The sequence below is a fragment of the Salimicrobium jeotgali genome, from assembly GCF_001685435.2.
Taxonomy (GTDB): Bacteria; Bacillota; Bacilli; order Bacillales; family Halobacillaceae; genus Salimicrobium; species Salimicrobium album.
The window spans coordinates 60,997-78,018 of sequence record NZ_CP011361.2; the positions used below are offsets into that span (position 1 = coordinate 60,997).

Consider the following 17,022-nt stretch of genomic DNA (forward strand, 5'->3'; position numbering starts at 1 on the left):
CTTTTGAAAATAAAGTTCGATGAACAACAATATCAATTAGAAGCAATTGACTCTATCGTAGATATATTTGGAGGTCAATCAGTTAAAGTATCGAATTTTTCTGTGAGTGCGGGTGAAATTTTAGGACAAAAACAGACAGAATTAGGTATTGGAAATAAACTTGAACTATCCGAAGAAGAGATATTAGAAAATGTACAAGCTGTACAACAAAGAAATCATCTAACAAAGAGTCAAGACCTACAAGACCGCAACTTTACAATCGAGATGGAAACTGGCACTGGAAAAACATATGTATATTCACGATCTATTTTTGAATTAAATCAGCGTTACGGTTTTTCAAAGTTTGTCATTGTAGTACCAAGTGTTGCTATACGTGAGGGTGTTTATAAATCGTTTCAAATGACAGAAGGACACTTTAAAGAACTTTATCCTAGTCAGCACTGCAATTATTTTATTTATGATTCTTCAAAACTAGAAAAAGTCCGTGAGTTTGCAACTAGTAGTAATATTGAGGTTATGATCATCAATATTGATGCCTTTAAGAAGAGTTTTGAAGACCCAGAGAAAGAAAACAAGGCCAACCTAATTCATCGTGAACGCGATACGATGAATGGGAAAAAACCTATAGAATTTATACAAGAAACGAATCCAATTGTTATTATTGACGAACCTCAAAGTGTCGATAACACTGATAAAGCAAAAGAAGCAATCGCTTCTCTAACCCCATTATGTAAATTGCGTTACTCTGCAACGCACAGGGATACTTACAATTTGATGTATAAATTAGATCCAGTCGCTGCATATGAAGAGCGACTCGTAAAGAAAATCGAAGTATTGTCTGTAAAGCCTGAAGATGACTTTAATGATCCTTACATTAAGTTAAAGAATGTTTCGAATAAGAATGGCTATCAGGCCACGTTAGAAATGGATGTTCAACAGAAAAATGGTGTAGTTAAACGTAAAAACATCAAGGTTGATCCGAACAAGCGTACCGATTTATATGTCTTATCAGGAGAGAGAGACATATATCAAGGTTATTATGTGGAAGGAATAGATTGTTTACCCGGAAATGAATCTATTGAATTTGAAGGGAAACAACCTCTATACCTTGGAGAAGCAATCGGAGAAATGAATGATGCAGTATTAAAACGTTATCAAATTCGAGAAACAATCCGTGCTCACTTAGATAAAGAACTTCAATTGATGCATAAAGGTATTAAAGTATTAAGTTTATTCTTTATTGATAAAGTAGCCAACTATCGAATTTATAATGAGGATGGTACTTGGAGTCACGGAACATATGCGGAGGTTTTTGAAGAAGAATATCTAAATATGATCAAAAACCAGAAATATCAAACGTTATTTAAAGAAGACAGCCCTATTGCAAATTTTAACGTTTCAGAAGTACATGGTGGTTATTTCTCACAAGACAAAAAAGGTCGCTTTAAAGATAGTAATCTTAAAAAGGATGGAACACTGCGTTCGAATAAAGATGATGAATCTTTCTTTGAGTTAATCATGAAGAAGAAAGAAGAGCTTTTAAGTTTCGATACACCATTGAGATTTATTTTCTCTCACTCTGCTTTGAAAGAAGGTTGGGACAATCCTAATGTCTTTCAAATTTGTACACTAGTTGAAACCAAAGATACGTTAACGAAGCGTCAGAAAATTGGTCGTGGTCTAAGGTTACCTGTTAAGGATGATGGACGTCGTCATTTCGATGAAAATGATAATATTCTTACTGTAGTAGCGAATGAATCGTATGAAGAGTTTGCTGATTCACTACAAAAAGAAATGGAATCAGAAACGGGTGTGCGATTTGGATTTATCGAGAAACATACATTTGCACCGATTACTTATACGAATGAAGACAATGAAAAAGAGGCCCTTGGTTCAGATGAGTCCGAGAAAATTTATAATTATTTTGTTGATCGGAACTACATTGATAGGAAAGGTAAAATCAAAGATTCGCTCAAACAAGATTTAGCTCAAGGAGTTATGGAAGTACCGGAGGAATACAGTGTAGTTAAGAAAGATATTGAAGAAACCTTAAAGAGAGCTATCAAGAAGCTACCAGTATTTAATTATGATGATAAAGTTAAAGTCCAACCTGATAAGCAAGTTTTACTTAGTGATGATTTTAAGCAATTATGGAATCGCATTAAGCATAAAACCACTTATTCTGTTGACATTGACACCGAAACACTGATTAAGAAGAGTGTGGAGGAAATTCAAAGACTCCCAAGATTTCGAGCGCGTAAAATAAGGCGTGAAACAGCTAACTTAGACATTACTGAAGCTGGTGTTAAAGGTGAAGGCGGGGGAGTAAGATTCTATGAAGCTGAAGAAGAAACCAGACAACTACCAGACATCTTAAGGTACTTACAAGATCAAACGAATTTAAAGCGCCGTACAATAGTCGATATACTCATTAAGTCTAAACGCTTGGATGATTTTAAGAAAAACCCACAATCATTCATGGAAGAAGTCATGAAAATTATTAATAAAGAAAAACGTAAATTAATCATTGATGGCATCAAGTATGAAAAGATCGGAGACCATGAATACTTTGAGCAATCATTGTTTGAGAGTGAAGAATTGATTGGTTATTTGAAGAAAAATGCAATTGAAGTGGATGAACACAAATCTGTTTATGATCACATTGTGTATGACTCAAATATAGAAAAAGAGTTTGCTGAGCGGTTAAATAGTGATCCGGATGTTAAGCTCTTTGTTAAATTACCTGGCTTCTTTGTGATAGACACCCCACTTGGCAACTATAACCCTGATTGGGCTGTTTTAATAGAAAGCGATGGTATAGAGCAGCTATACTTTGTGGTTGAAACTAAAGGAAGTACTGACCAAGAAGACTTAAGGTTAGCCGAAAACGGTAAAATTATCTGTGGTCGTAAACATTTTGAAGCACTCGAAGATGGTGTCGAGTATAAACTAGCAAGTACTTATGAAGAGTTAAAACAAGAAATATAAGCATCTAGATTAAACCCCAATGACATTCTATATTTAATTATGTTTTGGGGTTTAATTAATTTGTTATGGTAATAATTTTTAGGGGGAAAGTAGTGTGGAGTTTAGTATATATAAACAATCTATAAGTAGAGATGATTTCATTGCTAATATAAGGGAAAAAGGTTTGCATCGGATTGGTGAACCTAGACACTATGAAAGTAAAATTGAGGTTGATGGAGAAGAAATAATTGAGGAAGTGACTGTAGATTTCTTTTTTAAATTAGAGGATGATAAAGTGCTGGAGATAGACTGGGCGAGCTACTGGAATCGCTTCTTTGAAGTTTCAGCTGACGATTCAAAAACCGTAGAAACTGCCTTCGGTATTATTATCATTACTTTTAGCGATAGGGTATATTCGATTTCGATGGGACGCGGGTATATCTTTGCAAGTAAAGCGGCGGAGGTGGAGTTTGGCTTTGATATTGCTGAGATAATTCATGATGAAGAATCGGTTGAAGTTAAATCTGCTAGGTTCTTCAAGAAAGCCAAAAGCAGGTCACTAACGCAATACAATGCTAGTTCATTTGTGACTAATGAAATCGGTGAAAGCCATGAGCTATTAGTAAGTAAGATCAATTTAAAAGATAAATATTCCAACTTATTACTTTATAAATATACAGAGAAAATGAAGTTTGGATCTGCCGTTAAAATTGTTGTAGACAACTACCAACCAGAAGAGGTTCTTGATATAGTCCTTGAACTCAACTATTTGTTAAATAATGAAGAAAAGTCCGGTTCTCTTCCTAGAATGCAACTAATTAAAGCTAATGAAGATCATGCCCCACTAATTGCGGATTTGAATAGAAATTTAATCGGAGATATAAAGGCTAACAATTCAAGTGTCAGTCTGTCCTATTTTGTTGAAGAAGATGGAGACGTATTTGTGAATCCACTTGCAGATTCAGAGATTGAGTTGATTTACAAGAAAAGTTATGTACTTGATAAGTTCACTGTTGCATCTATAGGGGAAAAATTAACTGAAATAGGTTGCGAAGAAATTGATAAGGTCTCAATTAGAACTATAAACGATAGTAATAAAATTCCATTGATGAAATTGGTTGATTATAGAATTAGGTTAAATAGTAAGGAATATTGCTTATATAGAGGTAAGTGGGCTACATTTAATGACTCATACATAGATTATATTGAAAAAGAAATAGCAAGGGTAAATGAATACATTGTTTTAGATGAGGAATATAATATAACAAATTCTCGACTTGAGGAGGGGAGACGTACACAACATTCTGATACTGAAAAATATGATCAAGTTCAATACGATGAATACCCGTACAACATATATTTAGAGCAAAAGTATAACTATCAACTATTAGATAGGAAAAAGTTAAATAATAGGTTTCCTACCGTAGAGTTTGCTGATCTATATGATAAAGACGAAAAAGAACTTATACATGTTAAAATTGGAAGTACTGCCGATTTTCGATATTGCATTCAACAATCGTTGCATAGTGTAGAGATATTTAATTCTCATGATGACGTCTTACAAGAGTATGAGATTACAGATGTTAAAAAAATCTCTATCCTTTTAGTTACAGGTTTACAACGGATTTTTAACAGTGATGGGTCTGTTGATTTCTCTAATATTAATTCGATATATTTTAAAATTGAGTTAATAGAATGGTTTATGAAAGTTATAACACTTGGCTATACCCCAGAAATAAAGATAGCTAAAAAATAGATTGAAAGCTCAAAGGGTTAAACCGTGTGATGGTTTAACCCTCAATTTTATACTATTCATTTTACCCTAAAAACCGGTACGGTGAACCATATCATAAATAAATTAGATTCTAGTGAGTTCATTTAGTCAATAAGCTTATTAAATACAACCGGGTTACAATAGAAATAACATATGTTTGGTTAGAAAAATACCAAGTGCCGGTTTTCTTAACATTCCAGTGCTTGGTATTTTTATTTGTATTTCTACAGATACCTCTATGCTGGTATTCGTTTATGCAATTTGGAAGAAGTCATAGACATTCATTCGTTGAAAATAGTAAAAGTAGCATGAGAAGGGTTATTCCCTTCTCTTTTGTTTACTATACAGAAAGGCGGTAAAACGATGAATCAAAGTAATATTTATGACTTTCTGAACGTTGACCAAGACCCAGGCCGACCATTTATAAAACTGTTTGATATAATGGCATTGTCTGGATGGATGGTGACAATGCCACAAACGGGCCATATTGCTTAATAGTGACCTTTGATATAAAATAAGCGAGGTGTTGCAAAAAGTGTTGGTTATCAATGCTCTCTTAAGAGGAGGGATACCCTTTATCATTATGGTCGGTATCGCCTTACTACTTAATTTCCAAGGAAAATATTCAGATGCCAAAAGCACATTTTTTGCGAGTTTAATCGCTCTTTTTGTTGGTGCGGCAACCGTAATTTATAACATAGATCATTGGAGTTTAACTAAGCAAAGCGCCATTCATTTTTTAATCATGCTAATAACTGTTTATCCCATATTATTATTGAGTGGATGGTTTACAATTGTTTCCGTATTTGATGCGTTAAAAATATTTCTCTTTTTTGTTTTGGTTGGTGCAATTTTATGGCTTGTTCTATTTACATTGGCCAAAGTTTTTTCATGGTGATAAATAAGTATTATATTAACGGGCGTGATTGCTGAATAAAACCATTTGCCTTAAGGCTTAGGGGGTTGCCATGAAGGCAACCTTTTTTATTAGGGTAGGAACAGATTACCAAGCAGAAACTCCCTGTAACGCTCACGGTCTGTAGGAAGTTATAGCAGATGAAACCGAACAAGCATTTTCTTCTCTTGAAGATTGTTATTCTTATATTTCTGCCTTTGGCTTTGACATAAAGGTCGATCATGTATAAAAACGTTTAATATAATGGCATTGTCTGGATGGATGGTGACAATGCCACAAACGGGCCATATTGTTGAATTATTTTTTAATTAAATATTAAGTTGAAGGAGAATCAGGATACGTACTCTTGATTCTTTTTTCTTTTTATTTCATTCAAATATTTGCTTGAATGATAAGTTAAAAATGGTTATACTTTATTCAAGCAAATATTTGAATGAGAACGGGGTGATAATATGGATAGGAAAGATACTTGCGAAATTTACTGTTACGACGAAGAAAAAGTAAATCGAGTACAAGAGGATTTACAGGCAACGAATACATCTGGTGTTGCCCAGATGTTAAAAGCTTTTGCTGATGAAAATAGAGTAAAAATTATCTATGCTTTGTGTCAAGAAGATGAACTATGTGTATGTGATATAGCAAATATTATCGGTTCAACGGTTGCAAATGCTTCTCATCATTTGAGAAAGCTTGACAAACAAGGGATTGTTAAGTATCGGAAAGAATGGAAACTCACATTTTATTCGTTAGATGATGAACATATCAAGCAGATAATGACGATTGCATTGGCACATAAAAAAGAGGAGACGGTTAATGTTTAATCATATTCAGTATTTATTAGAGGTGAGAGAATGATTGAAACAATACTAACAGCAGCAGCTGTTTATGTAGCAACAGGGATTGATTACCTTGTTATATTAATACTTTTGTTTTCGCAAATAAAAAAAGGACAGGCAAAACATATTTGGATAGGGCAGTATATTGGAACTGCGATTATTATAACCGCAAGTTTGTTAGTTGCTCTCGGTGTTGCAAATTTAATCCCACAGCAATGGGTTATAGGATTGCTTGGACTTTTACCGCTTTACCTAGGTATTAAAGTCTGGATTAAGGGAGAAGAGGATGAGGATGAAAGCAATATTTTATCTCTTTTTTCCTCCAATCGATTTAATCAATTGTTTTTGACAGTTACTTTTATTGTGTTGGCTTCCAGTGCGGATGATTTTTCCATTTATATACCGTACTTTACGGCGTTAAATATGATTGAAATCATTGTTGCTATTATTGTTTTTTTCATTATGGTTGGAGTTTTATGCAATGTCAGCTATCGCTTAGCTTCCATAGATTTGGTGTCGGAAAAAATTGAGAATTATGAACGCTGGATTGTTCCAATCGTTTTTATAGGGCTAGGAATTTATATTATGTTTGAAAATGGGACATTCAACGTTTTATTCTCATTTCTGTTTTAATAAGGGATTGGTACGATGTTCCATAAAAGGGCGCGATTGCTGAATAAAACCATTTGCCTTAAGGCTTAGGGGGTTGCCATGAAGGCAACCTTTTTTATTAGGATAGGAACAGATTACCAAGCAGAAACTCCCTGTAACGCTCACGGTCTGTAGGAAGTTATAGCAGAAGAAACGGAACAAGCATTTTCTTCTCTTGAAGATGGTTATTTTTATATTTCTACCTGTGGCTTTGAAATAAAGGCTGATCATGTATAAAGACGTTTGATATAATGGCATTGTCTGGATGAATGGTGACAATGCCACAAACGGGCCATTTACTGAATAAACTATTTATTTTTTTGGGTGGTGAGGGATTGTCTAATAAAACAAGGTTTATAATTTCGATAATTGCAGCTATTTTACTAGTAATCAATTGTGTTATTTCTTTTAACAATCACTATGATTTAAAGTGGTTATGGTTTGTTGTAGCTTTATCTAGTGTATTTAATTGTTTTTACTTTTATAAAAAAGAAGCGAAATCAAATTAATTATCCCCATTAAAATATACATATGTGGTAATGAAATTCTATTGCTTCAAATCATTAAATTGATCTTCATTAAACGGGCGCGATCGCTGAATAAAACCCTCTACTTAAAGGCTTAGGGGTTGCCATGAAGGCAACCTCTTTTTTATTAGGATAGGAACATATTACCATCTTGATGACCATACAGAAATTCCCTGTAACGCTCATGGTCTGTAGGAAGTTATAGCAGATGAAACCGAACAAGCATTTTCTTCTCTTGAAGATTGTTATTCCTATATTTCTACCAGTGGCTTTGACATAAAGACCGATCATGTATAAAAACGTTTGATATAATGGCATTGTCTGGCTGGATGGTGACAATGCCACAAACGGGCCAGATTATTGAATAAAATTGGAGTGAAATATAATGGCAACTGTCGATAATATAATTCAAGACATAAAAGAGGAACTAGATGGACTGCCAGGTGTAGTAGGAGTTGTATTAGGAGGATCTAGGGCAAGAGGAACGCATAGTCCAGATTCTGATATAGATATTGGAATTTACTATGATGAATCAAAAGGGTTTAATACCAATGATATCGAAAAACCAGCATTAAATCTTAATGATGATAAAAAAGAGCATTTAATCACTTCTTTAGGTGAATGGGGTGAATGGATAAATGGTGGTGGCTGGTTAGTTATACAGGGTTATCATGTAGATCTTATCTTTCGTGATATTAAACGAGTCGGTAAAGTTATTGATGACTGTTTATCAGGTCTAGTATCCATTCATTATCAAACAGGACACCCTCACGGTTATTTGAATGCCATGTACATGGGGGAATTAGCTATTTGTAATGTTTTATCTGACCCTGAAGGCACATTAGGTGAATTAAAAAAGAAAACGGAACCTTATCCGGATAAATTTCAAGAAGCGATGATTCAATACTTTTCTTTTGAAGCTTCTTTTTCCCTGATGTTTATGGAGGCCAATGCTAATAAAGATGACATTTCATATGTGATGGGTCATTGTTTTCGCAGTATTTCTTGCTTGAATCAAGTTATTTTTGCGAAAAACAAGGTCTATTGCATCAATGAAAAGAAGGCTGTAGCCATGATTCAAGAGTTTCCGATAAAACCTATAAATTATAAAAAACGTATTGATGAAATTGTTTCCCTTCTCTCAACAGATAGCAATGAGACAAGCCAAGCTGTAGAAAGCTTAAAAGAATTAATTTCTGAAACTGAAGCATTATAAATTTTCCGCAATAAGTGTCGGCGTCCGATTCTACGGAAAAGGCCATTATCTTGAAGAATAAGTTGACCCTGCATAAGTGTGCATAATAAGTCGGATCGATTCTTTATCTTCCTGTTATTCTATTGATGTAAGGGAGGTCATGAAAGTGAATTCACTTCAAAACATGAATGATGCCTTGAGCTTTATTGAAGAAAATCTTACCAATGAAATTGACGCTAGTGAAGTAGCAAAACGGGCATTATGTTCAGAGTATCACTTTAAGCGAATGTTTTCGTTTCTGGCTGGTGTAACATTATCAGAGTATATTCGGAGGAGACGTCTCACTCTGGCAGCTTTTGAGCTGAACAACAGTAATTCCAGGATTATTGATATTGCCATGAATTACGGATACGATTCTCCAGATGCTTTTACGAGGGCTTTTCATAATATTCATGGGATAACACCATCAGAAGCTAGAAACAATGGTCACACCATAAAATCCTATCCACAAATGACCTTCCAGTTATCAATTAAAGGAGGAATTGCAATGAACTATCGAATTGAAGAAAAACAGGCATTCAGCATCGTTGGAATTAAAAAGAGAGTCCCTATTGTTTTCCATGGGGTTAATCCGGAAATTGCTTCTATGTGGGAAAGTTTAGATGATGAAGCGATTAAAGAACTTAAAAACTTTTCTAATGTTGAGCCTAAGGGTTTGCTTAGTGCATCTACAAACTTTTCAGAAGAACGAATGGAAGAAAAAGGAGAGCTTGATCATTATATTGGTGTGGCAACAACAAATAAGTGTCCTAGCAACTTTATCCAACTTGATGTTCCAGCTCTAACATGGGCTATATTTGAATCTGTTGGACCATTTCCTGAAACATTACAAGATATATGGGGACGTATTTATTCGGAATGGTTCTCATCTTCCAATTATGAGCAAATAAAAGGTCCTGAAATTCTATGGAATGAAAATAAAGATACAAGCTCGCCGAAATTTAAGAGTGAAATATGGATACCAGTCACAGAAAAATAACAATATGATATTCACCAAACGGGCGCGATTGTCAGCTTAGTATTGGAGGTGCAATTATGTCTATAATCACCAGTAAGCATCTTAAAGAGAAAATTATTAACTATAACTTAATTCCATTGAAAGTAAGTCTTTTGAAGATATCTAATCAAATTTATATAGACTTAGATAACGTTGAGGATTTCTTGAATTTTGCAAGTGGTTCTAATCTTGAGTATATTTATTACTATTATACTTACTATAATTCGGAAGAATACATAATCCCTAATGACTGGTACAGTGAATATTCGAAAGAATTTAAGACTGAAGTTATTCAACATAATCGATACATAGAATCATTAGATTTTGATTCACCAAGGAATTTGACATTATTTACACTTCAAAATGGAACCTTTGTGGGAATTGAACTAGGTAACCAATGGATAGAAAATCAAGGAATCTGTGTAGCAGAAGAAGCTATTGAAATTATTGAGAATGAGTTCTATCGTGAAGTTAAAAAAGTTAATGATTCCAAGAAAATTCAACAAAAAAATGACGAAAATAATTTGAGGGAAATTATCTTTAAAGATACTGAATTTAGATTCTGTAAAAATCAAGAACTTAGATATTGGTACTTGGTTGAATTGCTTGAAAAAGAAAATATGGTGAAGTATAAGTATTTGGTCGAACCATACGGAATACCTAATAATGGAAGAATAAAAATATTTATGGATAAAACCTGGGAACTCTATAAAGAACGGAAAAAGTAAATGCTATGTATAAAAGGACATAAGCTTAGCATAGGTTGTTAAGTTTGAGGTGATGCAATAAACATCTTTATATAGACATACTTCAACAATAGGGCGCGATTGCTGAATAAAACCATTTGCCTTAAGGCTTAGGGGTTGCCATGAAGGCAACTTTTTTTTACATTGAATGTTCAAACAGGGTATAATCTAATTGAACAAAATATATTACCGCCAGTTAGGGTGTTTAGAGTGTTCAATCCATGTTCAATCTTGAATGTTGATGAACACTCTCCTAAAGCATTGAGACTGTAGAGGGAAACGAACAACCTTTATTTTAAAGTTACACTACATATGACTTATGATATCTATAAGGGAAAGGGAACACTGGTCATTCGTAAACAAATGACGAACGTTCTGCTACAAATAATTCGGTGATTTGAGATCTACCCTAGGATGCCTTTTTTTGTGTTATTGAATTATTGTAGTATTGAGTTAATGTGCAATTGAATCATTGTGCTACCGTGTTACTAATAACTTAATTTAATGAACAAAGAAGTAGATAACCAGAAGAGGAGGAAATCATTCTTTCAAAACGGTAAAGGTGGCGTGAGAAGGGTATATGCAGTTGTGGAAGAAGCACTATGCCTGAAACGGGCCAGATTGTTAAAGAAAAAGGGGATTTATTATGTGTCATAAATTAACTAAATCATCAACTGATAGAGAATTGTACGGAGTTTGTGGGGGTATAGCAGAGTATCTTGGTATATCATCTTTCATTGTGCGAGTAATATTTCTCTTTACCTTTGGCGTCTCTTTTTGGGTTTATATATTTTTGGTTTGGGGCTTGGATGAAAAGCCATCGTTATAAATTAGGCAGTTCTGCAACTGGGTGCAATTGAGGAAGATCCCAAGTAGAAAAAAGTCAAACTTTTTATAAAAATTGCATACTACTTAACAAAGGATAGAATCCATTTTGATCAATCTTTTTTCAAAATGGATTTTTCATGTTTACAGTAAAGCGTGGATATCCGGGGTATTATTAATCAAACATTGAGTTATTGTGTTACTGTGCTATTGAGTTAATGTGACATTGTGTTAATAATCACGGAAGAAATATGAAAATAGGTAACGAGAAGGTGGGGGACTAAGAGGTTATTCGATCATTGCAACCCCTCCCTTTGTGTAATGTGGAGGAAGTCATAGACGTTTATTCTTTGTAAACGATACATATAAAAAGAGAAGGGGGACGCCCTTCTCTCGTATTGCTTCTCTTATTCTTCGAGACTGACAGAGAACGTTCTTCTCCACCTCTTATAAAGGTTCATTCTCCAACCGTTCCATCACCATCTCTATCCTGCATGTATTCATACAACCAGTGATCGCTGGTGATCGGCATAGAGAAACCAGCATCTTTGGCCTCTTGAATGGTCACTTGGCCATTGCCATTCGCATCTACGCTGGAAACATCCCCTTCTTCCGCAGTAGTGGTGGGCTCAAAAGAAGGTGAGGATTCGGAGGAATCATCATCCTCGGTCAACCCAAGAGACTCATTCACGTCATCCGGATTCACGTTATCAAAAGTGTCCACGACTTCATTTCCTTGAATCGTATAAGTATATTGATACTTCGAAGGAATCTGTGTCTCCGTATCCGGGTACGTAATGATGGCTTCAAAATCCGTCGCACCTCCGGCGTTTCGGATGGCATCTTCCAGGTACGCCTGATCCCCGTGCCGATTCAACGTACTTTCCTGAGGCGTAATATTATACGCATTGGATACGCCTCCGAGAGAGTCCGCAATGACGTGTCCTTCATCAAGGGTGTCGCTTTCCACACCGGGGACCTTCGCTTCATCCCAGAAGTATCTGCCGTTCGACAACACAGGTTCCGAGGCGTCATCCTGAGGGACGATTCCCTCAGCTACGACTTTGACGAGCTGCCCGTGTTCATTGGTTATATTTAGGTTAGAGGCTTTTACGCTTGGTATTAAAAGAACCACACATATTAGACATATCTAAAATGTGTGGCCTTATTTTGATCTTATCTTCAAGAAACGCCCCCGTTTCATGAAGACTCGAATCCGAGATACTTTGAATTTTATAACTTCAACTAAAACAATCACCTTCAGGTAATAATTAATTTTAATGCTGCCACCACATTATAGAAATTTCTTATTTTCTTTTTCGTCTATTTCAAATGTCTTAGCTTGATCTAAAGGATCTATTAACTCCCCGTCATCGTATCTGAACTTGTCAGAATTACGATCAGGGTGACCTAACCTATGAGAATACTTATGTAGACGGATTTGTATAATAATTAGAGCAAAAACACATCCCCGTAATGCTACAAATAATCCAGTCTCTTAATTGAAGTAGATAGATATAAAAAACAATACGAGAGATGGAACAGCAATGATAGCTTGAAATAACTTCAATAGTTTTCACTCCTTTATGATGAAAATATTAAACCGTAATGATATTTATAAAAACCAATACTCTTCATTCCTAAAAAACATTATATCTTTTGTCCCTTATAAGTTTATGAAAAACTGACTACTTTACAGCATTCCTTAAATTAACGATGTTGTTTCGACTGTTTACAAAGTGCCTGACCCCGTGCGCAAAAATGGTAAAGATGAAAAAATTACACTTTAATTAGTAATGACATCCTTGAGAATATGAAAAATATATATGACTACTATAATGATGAAACAATAAAACACACCGCATTAGAGTTGATAAATACAGTGGAAGAAAAAAAGTACCAAAAGAAATATATGTGTATATGGAAATAATGTAATTCATCTAGAAAAGATGGCTGAAGACATAATCGTCTTCAACCATAAGTATTTTTAATGTCAATTAGGGTGCCAAGGAGTTAATCATGGCTACAGGACAATTTTGTTTTGTATTAGAAAAACGTTATTAATTGTGAATGAAAAGAATTAATTTTGTAGTAGTTCATTAAAGTTTTAGCTCGAATTCAAGTCATTCAGTATCGGGGGCTTTAGTTAGATAAACCCACTATAACAAGAGAACTTTCATAAAATTGGAAATTATTCTTTTATAGTAATATCAGCACTAAACTTTAAAAGTGCCATCTCAAAAGGCTTTACGCTGATATATAAAATGGGAGAGGCCCCAGGAAACCAGATAGACAATGACCACACCAGCCACGGATCCTATATATAACGTCTGCGCGGATAGTTTTGCCAACAAACTTGCTAAAGGCGTTAAGTTCTCTCCTACATACATCAGGACAGGCGGCCCTATACCTGCTAGCAAAAGAAAAGAGATCAGCACAATCGTGAAAATATAGCCTTGTTTAAAAATATAGAACAGTGGAAATGTAAACGCTGAAAAGGTTAAGAACAATCCGCTTCCAACAGCCATATCCCTGATCGTAAACGGTTTATCCATTAAGAATAAGGCCAGGCTGGAGATGGCAATGGCTAGAACCATATATACGATAGCACCTAAGTATCGTGAGGCAATAATTTCCGTTCGAGTATATGGCAGGGAATTTAACAACATATTTGTCTCTGCTTTTTCATCGTAAGCATAGGCATTAAAGGGAATAAAAATGCTGGCAACCAGAAACGTTAAAACCGGATGTGAATTGGTAATAATGAAGAACAAAATAAAAGGAATAAAAAACACCAACTGTCTCTTCTGTAAAATTACATCACGCCTGATCAAATTAAACAAGGTGCTTCTCTCCTTTCGTGTAATACATAATCTCCTCCAGATTGGCCCGCTCAATGATAACGGTATCCCCAAAAGTGTCTTCTACCGCCTGTACATTATTCGTTAAAGCCTGAAACCCTGTCGGAGCCCGGTGCACATGGACAAAGTCCTGCTCCGTGTCTCGATCGAGAAGGTCCAAGCCCCCTTTTACTATGGCATAATGTTCGGAGATCTCCTGGATAGATTTATTGAATACTAACTCCCCGTTTCTCATAAAAGCTATGTAATCTGCGATCCGATCCAGATCGGTTGTCATATGGGTGGAGAAAAAGATCGTTCTTTTCCCATCCATCATAATTTCCTGTAAAAGCTCCAATAGCTCCCTTCTGAAATTAGGATCCAAGCCAGCTGTCGGCTCATCCATAATGATCAACTCTGCGTGATGAGATAAAGCGATAGCGAGAGATGCTTTCATTTGCATCCCTTTCGAGAAGGTTTTGATTGCTTTGTTAAGAGGCAGATTGAACTGTTCCATATATTTATAAAATAAAGGGTCATCCCATTGTTTATACGCGGGGGCCACGATCCGTCTTATATCTTTTAAGTTCAAACCCTCAAAGAATACATTGCTATCATAAACAAAACCAATGCGTTCCTTAATTTCCTTCTCATGGGTCTGGTAATCAAGACCGAATACTTTAACGTCCCCACTCTCCGGCCTTAATAGATTCATCATCATTTTAATGGTCGTGGACTTGCCCGCTCCATTTTCACCAATGAAACCCGTAATTAATCCTTGAGGCACTTGCAGGTCCAAGTGTTCTACAGAAAAACCTTTGAACTTCTTCGTTACATCTTTTAATTCCACCACATTCTTCATAGTTTCACTCCTCATATAAAGTCCTTAATAGTTGTTGCAGTTCTTCCAGCGACAGCCCCATCTCCCGGCTGTTAGCTATAACGGAACTCAACTGATCCTCGATGGCTTTATACTTCCTTTCTCGAATGACCTCTAAATTCTGCTCAGCGACAAAGGATCCTTTGCCGACGATGGAGTAAATAAATCCAGCTTTCTCCAGCTCTTCATATGCACGTTTCGTCGTAATCACACTAATCTGTAAATCTTTGGCCAACTGGCGAATGGACGGTAACGCCGCCCCTTCATGCAGGTCATTGGCTAAAATAGATGATTTGATTTGGTTTGTAATCTGTTCATAGATCGGCTCCTTTGATTTATTGGAGATAATGATCTGCATGCTGATCCCTCTTTTTTATATAATGTATATATACTATATACACATTATATACACAGGTTAGACTTTATCGCAATATTTAATTAGATTATTTTACATTTTGGCTCTGTTAAAGTTTAGTGTTGATATTACTACAAAAAAGGAAATTCCAATTTACGGAATTTCCTCATTTTTTGTAGATTGGGACGAAGACCAACTACGTAGAGATGGACAAATACTAATTTTAATCTTAATACTTGCTTATGCGACTTCTTCTGTTGGCGTAGCTGCAGCAGTACTGACTGCACTTTATAGACGAGTAAGTCAAGTAGTTTTTGGTATAGTTAAAAGCAAGTTGCCATAATAGTGGTTTAAAAAAAGCTGTCTTCCCTTTATCACAAAGGGTATGATAGCTTTTTTTACTTCTAAATCTGAATAATACTCCTATACTTTACTCATTTAAAATTATGTTTTAAATTAAAGTGTACTTATTTATATCTTAGGGAAGAACCAGTAAATTACCTGTTTGGTGCTTATTATTGCTATGTTTTTTATTTGAAGGAGCGTGGATAAGGTGTTTAAGAGGATTTATACCAGATTTATGATGGAGTTTTTAAGGATATTGTTATGGGGATTATTATCTCTTCCTGAGAAAGACTGGAAGAAAAGAAACATCGACAAAGAGATTGAGGATGGAATGAAGTTGGCTCAACGAAGCTTAATTAAATCTCAACAACTAAATGAAGATCTTACTTTGGGATCAGAACCAGGCCATAGTAAATCTACAAGGAAATTGATGAAGGCATTTTCAACACAACGTTATATATTAGAAGAAGATGAGAAGGAATTTTATTTACAGGTAGCTAAAGTGTGGGTAGGGGGACTCTTCAATAGTTATTATGTAGCATTGAGTTGTAGTGGGATCTTTTTGGTTACTTATTTAAGTACTTTTTTACTTCATCCTTATCTTAGTGGATGGAGTACTGTTATCTGGACGATGATATTGTTTTTCAGCTCAATTATTGGAATTCTTAATGCTATACGGATTGAAGGAGGGAGAAAATGGCTTCTTCTACTTCTTAATGTCTTTTTCTTTATTATCTTTATTATGATAATGAGTTGACTTTAAAGTTCCATTATATGCTGTGTTCTTTTACTAATAGCAAAACATCATTATCGCTCGCAAGTAGCCAAAGAGTAGACAAGGGGGAGTTATATATAAGTACTTATTTTATTTTCCCTTGTCCTACCGAGGGCAGGGAGGATATTTAAGATGGAAAGTTATACTTATCGGGAGAATATTTTCAATTTTTCTCAAAAACCATCGATAACAAAAGATGTTGAAGGAAACGAGGCATATGAAGTACAACTTTATTATTTAAGTGGAGTTCAGAAATTATTAACGCAAGGACTGGGCCGTGTCACTAATGGAGCCACAAATATATTCAATCGTAGATAACAATTATTGTCTTTG

The 17,022-nt window shown here is 35.1% G+C and carries 14 protein-coding genes and 1 pseudogene; 11 read left to right on the forward strand and 4 right to left on the reverse strand.

Annotated elements, in window-relative coordinates:
* The first annotated feature begins 3 nt into the window (after window positions 1-3).
* The 9 genes from AAV35_RS00305 (at window position 4) to AAV35_RS00345 (ending at window position 11,498) form a co-directional block, all read left to right on the forward strand.
* Window positions 4-2,988, forward strand: coding sequence for a type III restriction-modification system endonuclease (locus AAV35_RS00305; RefSeq protein ID WP_008591979.1), 2,985 nt, complete (start codon window positions 4-6; stop codon window positions 2,986-2,988).
* Window positions 2,989-3,082: 94 nt separating this feature from the next.
* Window positions 3,083-4,723 (forward strand): DUF6119 family protein, encoded by a 1,641-nt coding sequence (locus tag AAV35_RS00310; protein WP_008591981.1) that lies wholly within the window; start codon window positions 3,083-3,085, stop codon window positions 4,721-4,723.
* A 553-nt stretch (window positions 4,724-5,276) separates the two neighbouring features.
* The gene (locus tag AAV35_RS00315; RefSeq protein WP_040609811.1) at window positions 5,277-5,639 is read left to right on the forward strand and encodes a DUF3021 family protein; all 363 of its coding nucleotides are present in this window, start codon (window positions 5,277-5,279) and stop codon (window positions 5,637-5,639) included.
* 470 nt (window positions 5,640-6,109) lie between these two features.
* Window positions 6,110-6,478, forward strand: a complete 369-nt coding sequence (locus tag AAV35_RS00320) for an ArsR/SmtB family transcription factor (RefSeq protein ID WP_008591984.1) — start codon at window positions 6,110-6,112, stop codon at window positions 6,476-6,478.
* 30 nt (window positions 6,479-6,508) lie between these two features.
* Window positions 6,509-7,126: a CadD family cadmium resistance transporter gene (locus AAV35_RS00325; protein WP_008591986.1), complete on the forward strand. Its 618-nt coding sequence runs from the start codon at window positions 6,509-6,511 to the stop codon at window positions 7,124-7,126.
* A 930-nt stretch (window positions 7,127-8,056) separates the two neighbouring features.
* Entirely contained in the window at window positions 8,057-8,887 is an 831-nt protein-coding gene (locus tag AAV35_RS00330) for a nucleotidyltransferase domain-containing protein (protein ID WP_008591987.1), read from the forward strand.
* A gap of 139 nt (window positions 8,888-9,026) precedes the next feature.
* Window positions 9,027-9,905 (forward strand): AraC family transcriptional regulator, encoded by an 879-nt coding sequence (locus AAV35_RS00335; RefSeq protein WP_239540205.1) that lies wholly within the window; start codon window positions 9,027-9,029, stop codon window positions 9,903-9,905.
* A 56-nt stretch (window positions 9,906-9,961) separates the two neighbouring features.
* Window positions 9,962-10,651 (forward strand): hypothetical protein, encoded by a 690-nt coding sequence (locus AAV35_RS00340; RefSeq protein WP_008591992.1) that lies wholly within the window; start codon window positions 9,962-9,964, stop codon window positions 10,649-10,651.
* A 664-nt stretch (window positions 10,652-11,315) separates the two neighbouring features.
* Window positions 11,316-11,498, forward strand: a complete 183-nt coding sequence (locus AAV35_RS00345) for a PspC domain-containing protein (RefSeq protein ID WP_008591993.1) — start codon at window positions 11,316-11,318, stop codon at window positions 11,496-11,498.
* A gap of 453 nt (window positions 11,499-11,951) precedes the next feature.
* On the opposite strand, the pseudogene AAV35_RS00350 reads toward AAV35_RS00345, so the two are convergent.
* The 4 genes and pseudogenes from AAV35_RS00350 to AAV35_RS00365 form a co-directional block, all read right to left on the reverse strand.
* A pseudogene (locus AAV35_RS00350) lies at window positions 11,952-12,584 on the reverse strand (DNA/RNA non-specific endonuclease); the annotation flags it as partial.
* Between the two features lie 1,147 nt (window positions 12,585-13,731).
* Window positions 13,732-14,337: an ABC-2 transporter permease gene (locus AAV35_RS00355; RefSeq protein WP_008591998.1), complete on the reverse strand. Its 606-nt coding sequence runs from the start codon at window positions 14,335-14,337 to the stop codon at window positions 13,732-13,734.
* Entirely contained in the window at window positions 14,330-15,196 is an 867-nt protein-coding gene (locus AAV35_RS00360) for an ABC transporter ATP-binding protein (protein ID WP_008592000.1), read from the reverse strand. Before AAV35_RS00360 ends, AAV35_RS00355 begins: the two co-directional genes overlap by 8 nt.
* Before the next feature lie 4 nt (window positions 15,197-15,200).
* Entirely contained in the window at window positions 15,201-15,572 is a 372-nt protein-coding gene (locus tag AAV35_RS00365) for a GntR family transcriptional regulator (protein WP_008592002.1), read from the reverse strand.
* A gap of 577 nt (window positions 15,573-16,149) precedes the next feature.
* Here AAV35_RS00365 and AAV35_RS00370 point away from each other — a divergent pair.
* Together AAV35_RS00370 and AAV35_RS00375 are read left to right on the forward strand one after the other, a co-directional pair.
* The gene (locus tag AAV35_RS00370) at window positions 16,150-16,671 is read left to right on the forward strand and encodes a hypothetical protein (RefSeq protein WP_237757043.1); all 522 of its coding nucleotides are present in this window, start codon (window positions 16,150-16,152) and stop codon (window positions 16,669-16,671) included.
* A gap of 150 nt (window positions 16,672-16,821) precedes the next feature.
* A complete protein-coding gene (locus AAV35_RS00375; RefSeq protein ID WP_008592015.1) occupies window positions 16,822-17,007 on the forward strand; it encodes a hypothetical protein in 186 nt (61 codons plus the stop codon).
* The last annotated feature ends 15 nt before the right edge of the window (window positions 17,008-17,022 follow it).

Coding starts and splice junctions, on each gene's coding strand:
- AAV35_RS00330 (WP_008591987.1), top strand. CDS start 8,057: ATGGCAACTGTCGATAATATAATTCAAGACATAAAAGAGGAACTAGAT.
- AAV35_RS00345 (WP_008591993.1), top strand. CDS start 11,316: ATGTGTCATAAATTAACTAAATCATCAACTGATAGAGAATTGTACGGA.
- AAV35_RS00375 (WP_008592015.1), top strand. CDS start 16,822: ATGGAAAGTTATACTTATCGGGAGAATATTTTCAATTTTTCTCAAAAA.
- AAV35_RS00340 (WP_008591992.1), top strand. CDS start 9,962: ATGTCTATAATCACCAGTAAGCATCTTAAAGAGAAAATTATTAACTAT.
- AAV35_RS00360 (WP_008592000.1), bottom strand. CDS start 15,196: ATGAAGAATGTGGTGGAATTAAAAGATGTAACGAAGAAGTTCAAAGGT.
- AAV35_RS00320 (WP_008591984.1), top strand. CDS start 6,110: ATGGATAGGAAAGATACTTGCGAAATTTACTGTTACGACGAAGAAAAA.
- AAV35_RS00325 (WP_008591986.1), top strand. CDS start 6,509: ATGATTGAAACAATACTAACAGCAGCAGCTGTTTATGTAGCAACAGGG.
- AAV35_RS00365 (WP_008592002.1), bottom strand. CDS start 15,572: ATGCAGATCATTATCTCCAATAAATCAAAGGAGCCGATCTATGAACAG.
- AAV35_RS00335 (WP_239540205.1), top strand. CDS start 9,027: ATGAAAGTGAATTCACTTCAAAACATGAATGATGCCTTGAGCTTTATT.
- AAV35_RS00370 (WP_237757043.1), top strand. CDS start 16,150: ATGATGGAGTTTTTAAGGATATTGTTATGGGGATTATTATCTCTTCCT.